Origin of the sequence: Corallococcus sp. AB049A, assembly GCF_003668885.1 — a bacterium.
GTDB classification, from domain to species: Bacteria; Myxococcota; Myxococcia; order Myxococcales; family Myxococcaceae; genus Corallococcus; species Corallococcus interemptor.
This window is the reverse complement of record NZ_RAWL01000276.1, coordinates 1-11,692: the sequence shown is the minus strand read 5'-3', so window position 1 is coordinate 11,692 and position 11,692 is coordinate 1. Positions and strand designations below refer to the sequence as shown.

The window sequence follows — 11,692 nt, the reverse complement described above, 5'->3', positions numbered from 1 at the left end:
GGGCTGACGCCGACGCTGCTGTGGGGCGGGGCGAGGTCGGAGCGGGTGCAGGGGCCGGCGTGCCGCGCGGCGCTGCGAGGGGCGGAGTTCGAGGCGCGGGACGACCTGGCGTCGGCGCTGGGGCGGCTGCCGCCGCTGAGGCCGTGTGGGCTGCGGGTGGTGGTGAGCGACTTCCTCTTCGAGACGGACCTGGAGGCGCTGTGCGCCCGGCTGTCGCGAGGCGCGTCGGCGCTGTTCCTGGTGCAGGTGCTGGACGCGGAGGACCTGAACCCCACGGGGGGCGAGGGCGCGCGGCTGGTGGACGCGGAGAGCGGTGTTGCGCTGGAGGAGCTGCTGACGGACAGCGTGCTGGCCGCCTACGCCCGGCGCTTCGAGGCGCACCAGCGCGCGCTGCGAAGCGCGGCGGTGCGGGCGCGGGGAACGCTGCTCACCGTGAACGCAGCGGAAGGGTTGCGAGCGCAGCTGGCGGGACCGCTGCGCGCGCTGTTCGTGGCAGGAGGCGGGGCGTGAGCTTCGGGCTTCCCTGGGGGCTGCTGGCGCTGGGGGCGCTGGTGCCGTTGGTCGCCGCGTACTTCCTGCGCCGCCGGCAGAAGCCGGTGGTGGTGAGCGCGCTGTTCCTGTGGCGCACGCCGCGTCCTCGCGCGGAGGGCGGACCCCGGTGGGAGCGCTTCACTCGGGAGGCGTCCCTGCTGCTGGAGGCGCTCGCCGTGCTGGCCGCCGCGCTGTACCTGGCGGACGTGCGGCTGGGAGAGACGGCCCACCGCCGTCATCTCGTGCTCGTCGTGGACGGCAGCCTGTCCATGTCCGCGCGGGCTCCGGATGGCAAGACGGTGCTGGAGCACGTGCGCGCCGAAGCCGCGAAGCGTGTGGAGACCGAGCGTGCGACGCACGTCACGGTGCTCGCGAGCGGTGTGGCCCCCCAGGTCATCGCCGGACCGGAAGCCGATGCATCCCGCGCCCTGGCCGCACTTGAGTCCTTCGAGGCGCGCGGACCGGACCACGACGTCACGGCGTCGCTCCTGTGGGCGCAGGAGCTGGCGGGGCCGGGCAAGCGCGTGCACTTCTTCACCGACGCTCCGCCTTCGGAAGACGCCACCGTGCCGCCCTCCGTGCGCTGGACGGCGCTGGGGCATTCCCAGGGCAACGTGGCCCTGGTCTCCGCGCAGCGGCGCGACGAAGGAGGCCGGGCCACGGTGACGCTGCGGGTCGCGCGCTTCGGAGCGGGGCCTTCGGAAGTTGAAGCCCGCGTGCGCGCGGCGCCAGGGCCGGGCGCGCGCGAAGGCACCGAGCGCACGGAGCGCATCGCGCTGCCGCAAGAGGGCGCCGCGACCGTGCGCCTCACCTTCCGCGAGGCCGGCGACGTGGAGGTGTCCCTCCCGGACGACGCGCTTCCCGAGGACGGACACGTGCGCCTGCCTCCGTCCCCCGTGATGCCCGTGTCCGTGGGATTGACGGAGGGGCTGTCGCCCGCGTCGAAGCAGGCGCTGGAGCGGTTCCTATCGGTGTCCCCCGACGTGGCGCATGGCCCTCCCGTCCCCGGTGCGCCGGTGCTGTCCGTGGGGCCCGCGCGCGCCGAGGCCCGCGTGACGCTGGGCGCGGAGGGGCCCCTGCGCACCTTCGTGGGGCCGTTCTTCACGGAGAAGGGCAGCACGCTGATGGACGACGTGCAGCTCGCGGGTGTGCGGTGGACGGCGGGCGCGAATCCACCGGGCCGTCCGCTGATGACCGCGGGAGAGGCCGTGCTCGTATCGGAAGAGGAGGGCGGGCGGCTGCACCTCAACGTGGACCTGGCGCGCTCCAACCTCCAGCGCACCACCGCCTGGCCCGTGCTGCTGGGCAACGTGGTGCGCGAAGCGCGGCGGCTGCGTGAAGGCTTCCCCCGGCGTCAGCTCAACCTGGGCGAAGCGCTCTCCGTGGTGACGGAGGCCGGTGCCCGCTACGCGTTGAAGGGGCCCTCGGGCCGCAAGCCCGTGTTCGGCGCGGGTTCGCTGAGCCTGCCCGCGCCGACGAGCCCCGGCCGCTACGTGCTGGAGCGCGAGGGCCGCGACGTGGACTCACTGGAGGTGCTGGCGCTGGACGCGCGCGAGTCGGACCTGCGCGGCCGGGGCAGCGCTGACGTGGCCGCGAAGGACGTGGGCGAGGACTCGGATGGGACCGGCGGCCATGAGCGCGCCCGCTGGCCCCTGGTGGTGCTGCTGGCCGCGCTGCTGGCGGACTTCTACGTCACGAGGAAGGCATGACCTTCACCCTTCCCCAGGCGTGGCTGCTGCTGCTGCCGCTGGGCCTCTTCCTGTGGCGCTACGGCCGGCGGCCCGGTCCGCCCATGGTGCTGCGGTGGGCGCTGCTGGTGCTCGGCGTGGGCGCGCTGTCCGGGCCGGAGCTGCGGCTGGCGAACGCGGGCAGCGACGTGGCCGTGGTGGTGGACCGCTCGCGCTCCATGCCGCTGGACGTGGACCGGGTGGCACAGGAGCTCATCGCGCTGGTGGAGTCCCAGCGCCGCCCGGGCGACCGCGTGGGCGTCATCACCTTCGGTCGCGAGGCCCGGGTGGAGTCTCCGCTGTCGGAGGTGGGCCGGTTCGGCGGCTTCACGCGGCCGGTGGACGCGGAGGCGTCGGACCTGTCGGCCGCGCTGGACGCGGCGGGCGCGCTCATCCCCTCCGAGCGCACGGGCCGCGTCCTGGTGGTCTCCGACGGCCGGGCCACGGGAGCGGATGCCCGGGGCGCGACGCGGCGGCTGGCGGCGCGAGGCATCGCGGTGGACTACCGGCAGGTGGCCCGTCCGGAGCCCGCGCTGGACGTGGCCGTCGTGTCGCTGGACGTGCCCGCCACGGTCTCCGTGCGCGAGCCCTTCCAGTTCTCCGCCGTGGTGCAGGCCACCTCGGCCATCACCGGCACCGTGCGCCTGGAGCGCGACGGGAAGGTGCTGGTGAAGGGGCCGTACGACTTCAAGCCCGGGCCCAACCTGCTGCCCCTGAGAGACCTCCTGGAGGAGCCGGGGCTCGTGCACTACCGGCTCAAGGTGGAGGTTGCCGGTGACGGCGTCCCGGAGAACGACGTGGGCGTGGGCGTGCTGCGCGTGGAGGGACCGCCGCGCGTGTTGCTGCTCACCGCGCAGCCGTCGGGAACGCTGGCGAAGGCGCTGGCGGCGACGGGCATGTCGCTGGACGTGAAGGCGCCATTCCACCTGTCGCTGGAGGCGCTCGACGGCGTGGGCGTGGTGGTGCTGGAGAACGTGGACGCCAACGCGCTGGGCGAGACGGGGTTGAACGCGCTCGCGGACTACGTGGACCAGGCGGGGGGCGGGCTGGTGATGACGGGAGGGCGGTCGAGCTTCGGAGAGGGCGGCTACCGGCGCTCGCCCCTGGAGCCGCTGTTGCCCGTGTCGCTGGAGATGCGCGAGGAGCAGCGGCGTGCCTCGGTGGCGATGAGCGTGCTCATGGATTCGAGCTGCTCCATGGGCGTGCAGGTGCCGGACGGCCGCACGAAGATGGAGCTGGCCGCCGAGGGCGTCACGGCGGCGCTCACGCTGCTCAACGCGAAGGACGAAGCCTCCGTGCACATGGTGGACACGGAGCCGCATGAAATCTTCCCCTTGAGCCCGGTGAGCGAAGGGCTGCCGTTCGACAAGGTGGCGCGGGGCTTCAGCGGAGGTGGAGGCATCTACGTGGGCACGGCCCTGAGCGCGGGCCGCAAGGAGCTCCTCCGCAGTGACAAGCCCACGCGGCACGTGGTGCTGTTCTCCGACGCGGCGGACTCGGAGGAACCGGGCGACTACCAGCAGACGCTGGCGGCGCTGCGAGAGGCCAACGTGACGGTGTCCGTCATCGGCCTGGGCAAGCCCACGGATCCGGACGCGGACCTGCTGCGCGAGGTGGCCCGGCGCGGCGAGGGGCGCATCTACTTCGCGGAGGACGCCATGAGCCTGCCGCGCATCTTCAGCCAGGAGACGCTCGCGGTGGCGAGGGCCACGTTCGTGGACGAGCCCGCGTCGCTGGAGGCCGCGCCGGACCTGCCGCTGCTGGGGCCGTTGCCAACGGCGGGCCTGCCGCAGGTGGGCGGCTACAACCTCACCTACCTGAAGCCCCGGGCGAACGTGGCGCTGCGCACGCTGGACACCAACGCCGCGCCGGTGCTGGCGCTGTGGCCGCATGGCGCGGGGCGCACGGTGGCGCTCACGGCGGAGGTGGACGGCAAGTACACGGGCGAGCTGCGCGAGTGGAGCGCGCTCCGGGCGACGCTGGAGGCGGTGGTGCGCTGGTCCATGGGCCGGACGACGCCGAAGGAGGAGGCGGTGGTGCGCTCGGAGCGCCAGGGCAACCTGCTGAGGGTGACGTTGGACCTGCCGCCGGGTGAGCCCATGCCGGGAGCGCTGCCCACGGCGGTGTTGCTGTCCGGCGACGGGCGCTCCGGAGTGGAGAGGCCGCTGCATTGGGAGGACGAGGACCGGCTGGTGGTCGAGTACCCCCTGACAGGCAGCGGCACCTGGCACCCGGTGGTGAAGTGGGGAGGGCGCGCGTTGAGGGCGCCACCGGTGGCACTGCCGTACGCGCCGGAGTTCGAACCCGGCAGCGCGAAGGAGGGACTCAAGCTCCTGCGAGCCCTGTCGGCGGTGGGCGGAGGCCAGGAGCGGCTGTCGATGACAGGCCTGTTCGCGGAGGCGCCCGAGTCGGAGGGCCGCGTGGCGCTGGCGCCATGGCTGGTCGCGTTCGCACTGGCGGCGATGCTGGCGGAGGTGGCCGTGCGCCGGTTCCTCTCCGCGCCGCGAGTGCGAGCAGCGCGAGAACGGCCGATGAAGGAAGCCACCGCGAGAGGGACCATGACGGCACCGGGCCCGGGCCCGAGGCCCATGACAACGCTGGCTCAGCCTTCTCCGGAACCACCTGCCGAGCAGAAGCCCGAGCCCCCCAAACCGCCAGCCGGAGTGGACTCCGCGCTGGAGGCCGCGCGAGCGAGAGCAAGGCGCCGCACGGGCCGCTGAAGGGAGTCATGCACAGAGGCCCGGAAGCACGAGTCGAGCGGAAGCCTCCGGGGCCCATTGCCACGCCGGAATCTGCCTTGAGCCCGTCATCCCGATTGACGTCTGATGCCGGTCGGTCGGGGGCTCACTCTTCCACGCGGGAAACTGTCGTCAGCACATCATCCGTCAGCACCTCGTCCTGCGCGGTGATTGGTGGGCGTCGGTCGAGGTCACCCTTCTCAATGCGGAGAACTGCCGTCAGTACATCGTCCTGCGCAGTGGCTGGTGTGCGTTGGTCGAGAGCAGTCCCCTCCACGCGGAAAACCGCCGTCAGCACGTCGTTCTGCGCGGCGGTTGGTGCAAGCTGGTTGAGGTCAGGCTCCTCCAAGCGAGGAACCGCCGTCAGCACATCGCCCTGCGTAGTGGCTGATACAAGTCGGTCGGAGTCGCGCTCCTTCATGCGGTGAGCCGCCGGCAGCGCACCGTCCAGCGCGGCGGTTGGTTCACGCTGGTCGAGGACATGCTCCTCTACGCGGGAAACTGCAGTTGGCTCATCATCCGGTGTACCGGCTGGACCAAGGTGATTGAGGCCACGCGTCTCGTCGCAGGGGCGTGCATCCAATGACCCACTCCTGCCTGTGGCTGGCGCGATGTCTTCAACGGGGCTCTTCTGGTGGCCCGATGCCTCGGGGGACACATGTCCTTGGAGGGTAGGTGCGAAGGCGTCCAGCACAAGGTCATCGTGTGCCTTCATCAGCGCCGGCAGTTCGTGCTGGATGGCCCGCGTATCGCGGTCATGCAGGGCATCCTTCGCGCAGTTCACCCACTGGCGCAGCGGCTCACCTCCCAGGAGGGGCAGCAACTGGGCCGCGCCGACCATGAAGGCCCGCTGCAGGGACTGCACGAGAAGCACATGCCCGGGCCGGTCCGCCACCCGGGCCGCCAGCCGCAGCAACTCGAATTCCACCTGGGCGCAGTAGGCCCCTGACTCCCAGCGCGCCGCGTCCCAGATTCCGAAGCAGATGCTCCCCAGTTGGTCCAGGTCCCGCTTGGAAGCCCGTGTGCAGCAGTCGGACAGGAGTTCCACCAGCACCTGCCGCCGGAGGCTGAAGTAGCCCTGCAAGAGCCACCGGGCCTCCGGAGAGCACTTGTCATGCAGCGCCAGCCCCAGGTTCTCCAGCGTCAGCGACTCATCCAACGGCACCGCGCGCGTCTTGCGTCCAGGCCGTTGCACCACCACGCCCCGCGCCGCCAGCCGCCGCAGCGCTTCACGGATGGTGCCCCGGCAGACGTCATAGTGACGCGCCAGCTTCGCTTCCGAGCCGAACTGCCCGTTCGGGTGAATCCGTCCCAGCGCGATGTCGCGCTCAATCTGTGCTTCCACGTACGCCACGAGCCCGCCGTGCTCCATCCCCATTCCCCCTCCTCGTCCCAGCATCGCCATCCAACCACAGGGGTCTGACATGGACGCGCGAGGCTCCCCTCCGGAGCCGGACGAAGAAAACCTGTCCGACTGTCGGACAGGTTTTTTGGCAACCGCCCCCGGGCGGGCATCTTTGTCCGAGGCCTGGTCCTGGCGCCCTCGCGCGCACGACATCGCGCATCACCGCTACACCTTGCGAGGCGCGTGTCCCTGGTTTCATGCGGCGCGAACCTGTCCGACAGTCGGACGGGTTCTGAACCAACCCCGCCCAGGCGGGTGCCTCTGCCCGTGGCGCTGTCCTGGCATCCGTGCACGCACGACGTCGCGGCGTATCGCTGTGCTCTGATGGCGCGTGTCCTTGGGTTCATGCGGCGTGAGCTTGTCCGACTGCTGGAGCGGTTTTGGGGCAATCGCACCTGGTGCGGGCGTCGCGCCTGCATGACGCCGCGGCCCACAGCGGCGCTCCATGGGCGACAGTCCCAGGCGTCATGCGGCGTGAGCCTGTCTGGCTGTCGGAGAGGTTTTGAATCAGCCGCTTCCCGGGCGGAGCTTCTGCCCCCAACCCGCCTTGGCGTCTCGCCGGCTCTGCCGTGTGGAAGGTTGAGTTGCTTCGGTGGTGAGGCAACGGTCGTTGGCATGTCGCAGATCTGGTTCTCTGTCCGGCTTTCCAGCGCGTATGCGGTGCGCGGCCATGGTGGAGTGTTTTCGCGGTATGACGGCGCCGATGACGGAGCCTCGGGCCTTGCGGTGGGGGCTGGGTGTCGTCCTGGGCGTGCTCGCGCTCCAGGCCTCTCGCCTCGCGCTTCACAAGGCATTCAGCATCGACGAGTTCCAGTACGCCCATGCCGCGTGGCTCATGGCCCACGGACAGGTGCCGTACCGCGACTTCTTCGAGGTGCACTTTCCTCTCGTGTACCAGGTGCTGGCTCCGCTGTTCCGGATGCTCGGGGATGATCCGCGCAACGTGCTCGCGCTTCGTGCCGCGATGCTCGTGCCGCTCGCTGGGGCGTGTGTCTCCGTGTTCCTGATCAACCGGCGGGAAGGACGCATCGCCGCGCTCCTGGCTCCGTTGATGCTGCTCTGCTCGCCGGGCTTCCTGCACTTCGCCACCGAGGTGCGCCCGGATGCCCTCACCGCCGCGCTCTTTCTGGGAGCCCTTGCGGCACTGGCCGTGCAACCCGGCTCCTTCCGTTCGTCGTTCCTGGCGGGCGCGCTGCTCGTCGCCTCAGCATGGGGCTCCCAGAAAGCACTCTTCTTCGGCGGGCTTGTGATGGCCGTGCTCCTGGTCGGCTTCGTGTCGCGACGGAGTGCTGTGCCTTCGCTCATCGCAGCGCCTCGCGCGCTCTTCGTGGGCGTCATCTCCGCGACCTGCCTGGTGGCTGCGTATCTCACGGTCACAGGGTCCTGGCGCTCCTGGTGGCAGTGGTGCTTCGTCTGGGCTTCTGAACACCAGCGCCACTACCCGGGCTTCTCGTGGCGCGAATACCTGGTGCCGGCCCTGGGGGAACAACCCGCGTTCTTCCTCCTTGCTGGCGTCGGGCTCGTCGCGATGGTCCCCCGGTTGCTGAAGGATTGGCGTACTCCCGAGTTGCTCCTGTTCGTGGCCGTGCCCGCGACCTTTGGGGCCTATGCGCTCCAGCGCGCTCCGTTTCCGTACAGCCTGCTTCCCTTCCTGGGCGTGCTGGCTCCCTTCGCTGCTCGCGGCGTCCTCGTCGTAGCCTCTGGGTTGCGCACTCCCGTCGTACGCGCCGTTGGCCTTGCCGGGCTGGGCGGCCTGTTCGCTGTTCAGGCCTTGCAGGTGGAGGCCTTGCTGGATGGTGGCGGCAATGCGCGTCAGCGCGAGGTGCTGGCTCGCATCGCGGCGCTCACGGGGCCGGAGGATGTCGTCTATGACAACTCGGGCGGCTTCGTGAGCCGGCCTCATGCGCACTTCTACTTCTACACGGATGCGTATCTGCGCGGCTCCCTCGCGGACCTGCTTTCCGAGGAGATGCCTCGGGTGCTCGTGGCGCAGGGCTGTGTGATGCGGGTGGATGATCTGCGCACCTCGGGTCTTCCCCTGGCGCTGCGCCGCTTCCTCGACACGTACTACCAGCCCTACGACGGTGACTTGTTCCTGTGGGGGCAGCGCTATCGCGTGAACTCGGACTCCGGCACTCTGGAGGATCGCTTCCTCGCGGTTCGCTCCGACCGGTACTTCGTCCAGCCCGCGAGCCTGCTCGAATCCGGCGCGATGTTCATTGATGGCGCGCGCGTCACGACTCCTGAGTTCAGCCTGGCTCGGGGCGAGCACCGCCTTCGTTATGATGGGCTCGCGGAGGCCTTCCAGATCCTGTGGTTGCCCCGGGATGCGAAACGTTGGGTGCCTCGGCCGGGGGCTCCGTCCATCTACTCGCGCTTGTTCTAGAGCAGGCGAGCCAGCGTCGGGCCCTCCTTCCGGGATGACGGCACTGTCGTCCTGGCTGTCCGCGGTGGCGACTCCATCCTGAAATCAACCGTGAAGCCGGGCCCCGGGCCGAACTTCCCTGCGCCCGGGGGATTCCTACTGTGCAGGGCCTGGATGGTTCGCAGGGGAGGTTGCCGTGGCTGGTGATGATTCGGGGCGGAAGCGGAACCGTGCGCCCGTTGCTTCCCAGGGGGTGATGTCGCTCCTGGACCGCTGGGTTTCCGACCTCGAACGGGATGCTCCCTTCTCACGGGAAGGTGCGACGGAGTCTCGTCCACTCAGCCCTGGACCTTCTCCGCGGAGCGGTGTTGATCCGCTCGAAGCCGCCGGGCCTGGCGGCCGGACGACGCAGCGGGAGTCCTCCGGTTCTTCAGGCGCGGCTCGGGAGGAACTGCGTCCTGCGCGTCGTGGCTCGGGCTCCGACCCACGGCACGCACGGGATATCCCGTCCCGCTCGGCCCGGGAGGAGGGACGTTCCCCGCGTGGCCGTGAGCCTTTCTCCGAAGTGGAGGGCCGTGCATCCGTTGCATCCGAACCCTCTGCCTCCGCCTTGCGCACGACCCGTGAGGGGATTCGTCCTCCACGCCCCGGCTCCAGCGCGCTCGCTGGGGCATCGCCCCGGACCCGCGTGACGCAGGACGCGTCCTCGCATGCAGCCCGTGAGGCGCGCCGCCCGGAGGTGGATCCGTTCGGCGAACAAGCGCCTCGCGCCGAGTCTGCTGGTGCGGTGCGTGGCGCGCGTCACCCGGAGGCAGCGCTCTTCGGTGGCCAGGCGTCTCGTACGAATCCCGTTCGCGCGACGCGCGGAGAGCGCCCATCGGCAACAGCCGCGTTCAGCGGGCCGGTACCGCATGCGGAGTCCGTACGTGCGACGCGTAGGGGGCGTCACCCGGAAGCAGCGTCGCCCAGTGACCGGGCGTCCCGCGCGGAGTCCAGTCGTGCGATGCGCGGAGCGCGTCCCCTGGGCGCGGCGCCCTTGGGCGACCGGATGCCCCGCACGGAATCTGTTCGTGCGACGCGCGGGGAGCTCCAACTGGACGCTGCGGCCTTCCGTGAACCGGCGTCCCTCCCTGAATCCGTTCGCGCGGCACGCGAGGTGAGTCACACGGCGGCAGCGCTCCTCGGTGAATCAGGGCCTCGCATGGGTGCGGCATCGGAACGCCTGGCTCGTGAAGAGGGCCGTTACCCCAATCCCAGCGGAGGCCTGGCCGGCGCCTCTGATAGGGCCAGCGGTCGTGCTCCCCGGGCAGGGAACCTTCATCCGCGCTCCGGCGTGGATCCGTTCAGGGAACCCGAGCGCACGCCTGTTCGCTCCGCCGCTGAGATGAACCATCACTTCCGAGACTCGGAGGCGGAATCCGGTCGCGCAACCCATGAAGAGCACCATCACTCCGGTTCCGGCGTGAATCCGTTTGGAAACTCCGGAGAGGAGACTGCTCGCGCTTCCCACGAGGAGAATGTCCACCTCCGCTCCGGAGCCGCCCTGTTCTCCGAGCCCCGGTCCCTCGACGCGGACGCACCGGCTTCTCCCTTCCGTGCGGCTCGCGAGGAACTTCTCCTCCAGGGGCACGTGGTCGGTTTCCCGGATGGCGCCCGAATCGTCCTCGACCTCGAGGGCGGCAGACCCATCCATCGCGGCACCGTCGCGGTGCGTGGCCCTTGCTCGCCTTCTCGCGAGGAGTTCATGGGGCTGGGCCTCTCCACGCCGGAGGCCCGCGCCCTGGAGTTCGTCCTCGCCTGGTTCGGTCACCCCTTCGACTCCGTCACCTTCGAATCCGCGTCCAGCCACGAGCTCCGCTGGGGCGCCTGGCCCCTGTCAGGGCCCACGCTCGCCACCGCGCTCTGCCTCTGGAAGCAGCGTGAACCCGAGGCGTTCGAGAACCGGCTGGGACGCCTGGGGCTCGATGCCATCCCTCACTCCGACAACGCGCCGGCCCTGTTCGCCCAGGACCCCCGGCTGCTCGCGGCGCTCGCCCGGGCCGGACGGGAACGCGGCGCTCAACGCGCGCAGCTGGAGGTCCTTGTCACGCACGTGCTCCGTCCCATGCTGGCCTCCTGCACCCAGACGGAGCTTGCCTCCGGAGGCCTCTTCGCCTCGGCCCGCGCGCTGGCGCTGCTCTTCCATGCCGAGCTGCGCTTCGGCCGCCGCGGCGCCACCCGGCTGGTGACGTTCGCTCGCGAACGGCCGGAGCCTCCCGCGGGAGAACGCCTCGCGGAGGAGCTGCGCGCCTCCGGGCACCCGCGCGAAGCCTCCGAACTCTGGCGCATCCTCACGTCTCCCGAACTCGCGGACCCGGCCTGAGCCCCCGCCATGCGGACGCCTCTTCCTCCCGGGAGCCATGTGCTGCTCGTGGTTCCCGACCCCGGCGGCCCGGCGCCTCCCCCCGCGCGCAACCACGCCCTGGCCGGTGAGCTCATCATCAACGGCCAGCGCTACCACCTGGTGCCCGCCGAGCCCGGCGCGCCCCCCGCGACCGGGCCCGCCTCCGACGTGCGGCTGCTCACGTCGCGCGAGCTGCAGGTCGTCTCGTGCGTCTGCGCGGGCTGGGGCAACAAGCAGATCGCCACGAAGCTCAACATCAGCACCTGGACCGTGGCGGCCCACCTGCGGCGCATCTTCGTCAAGCTGGGCGTGGACACCCGCGCGGCCATGGTGTCGCGCTGCCTGGGCGCCGTGTCCCTACCGCCCACTCCCTGACGGCCGCCGCGCTGGCGGCGCCACGCTCTGACGCAGCCCCAGCAGGAGCGCCACGTTGGCCTGGGGCCGGCACACCAGCCGGACGCACTCCTGCGGGCAGATGAGCAGCGGCGTCACCCCGGGCCCGTGCCCCGCGACCTTGCTGTCCGAGTGCACCACCACCCCCAC

General features: G+C 71.0%; 6 protein-coding genes and 2 pseudogenes. 6 read left to right on the top strand and 2 right to left on the bottom strand.

Going from position 1 to position 11,692, the window contains the following annotated elements:
* From D7X55_RS26035 to D7X55_RS26025, 3 genes and pseudogenes are all read left to right on the top strand, one after another.
* Positions 1-510 (top strand): annotated as a pseudogene (locus D7X55_RS26035) (DUF58 domain-containing protein); the annotation flags it as partial.
* Entirely contained in the window at positions 507-2,240 is a 1,734-nt protein-coding gene (locus tag D7X55_RS26030) for a BatA and WFA domain-containing protein (protein WP_120553067.1), read from the top strand. The pseudogene D7X55_RS26035 and the gene D7X55_RS26030, both read left to right, overlap by 4 nt.
* Positions 2,237-4,978 (top strand): VWA domain-containing protein, encoded by a 2,742-nt coding sequence (locus D7X55_RS26025; protein ID WP_121724487.1) that lies wholly within the window; start codon positions 2,237-2,239, stop codon positions 4,976-4,978. The genes D7X55_RS26030 and D7X55_RS26025 overlap by 4 nt, the downstream gene beginning before the upstream one ends.
* Before the next feature lie 124 nt (positions 4,979-5,102).
* Here D7X55_RS26025 and D7X55_RS44810 read toward each other — a convergent pair whose 3' ends face one another.
* Positions 5,103-6,374, bottom strand: coding sequence for a FadR/GntR family transcriptional regulator (locus D7X55_RS44810; RefSeq protein WP_233610067.1), 1,272 nt, complete (start codon positions 6,372-6,374; stop codon positions 5,103-5,105).
* A 718-nt stretch (positions 6,375-7,092) separates the two neighbouring features.
* Between D7X55_RS44810 and D7X55_RS26015 the strand changes: the two genes are divergently transcribed.
* The 3 genes from D7X55_RS26015 to D7X55_RS26005 all read left to right on the top strand — a co-directional run bounded on the left by D7X55_RS26015 (position 7,093) and on the right by D7X55_RS26005 (position 11,524).
* A complete protein-coding gene (locus tag D7X55_RS26015; protein WP_120546653.1) occupies positions 7,093-8,787 on the top strand; it encodes a hypothetical protein in 1,695 nt (564 codons plus the stop codon).
* 1,723 nt (positions 8,788-10,510) lie between these two features.
* The gene (locus D7X55_RS26010) at positions 10,511-11,128 is read left to right on the top strand and encodes a hypothetical protein (RefSeq protein ID WP_233610066.1); all 618 of its coding nucleotides are present in this window, start codon (positions 10,511-10,513) and stop codon (positions 11,126-11,128) included.
* A gap of 48 nt (positions 11,129-11,176) precedes the next feature.
* Positions 11,177-11,524, top strand: a complete 348-nt coding sequence (locus D7X55_RS26005; protein ID WP_233610065.1) for a response regulator transcription factor — start codon at positions 11,177-11,179, stop codon at positions 11,522-11,524.
* On the opposite strand, the pseudogene D7X55_RS26000 reads toward D7X55_RS26005, so the two are convergent.
* Positions 11,507-11,692: pseudogene (locus tag D7X55_RS26000) on the bottom strand (DUF4438 domain-containing protein); the annotation flags it as partial. The gene D7X55_RS26005 and the pseudogene D7X55_RS26000 sit on opposite strands and share 18 nt — an antisense overlap.

Coding starts and splice junctions, on each gene's coding strand:
- D7X55_RS26025 (WP_121724487.1), top strand. CDS start 2,237: ATGACCTTCACCCTTCCCCAGGCGTGGCTGCTGCTGCTGCCGCTGGGC.
- D7X55_RS44810 (WP_233610067.1), bottom strand. CDS start 6,374: ATGGGGATGGAGCACGGCGGGCTCGTGGCGTACGTGGAAGCACAGATT.
- D7X55_RS26015 (WP_120546653.1), top strand. CDS start 7,093: ATGACGGCGCCGATGACGGAGCCTCGGGCCTTGCGGTGGGGGCTGGGT.
- D7X55_RS26010 (WP_233610066.1), top strand. CDS start 10,511: ATGGGGCTGGGCCTCTCCACGCCGGAGGCCCGCGCCCTGGAGTTCGTC.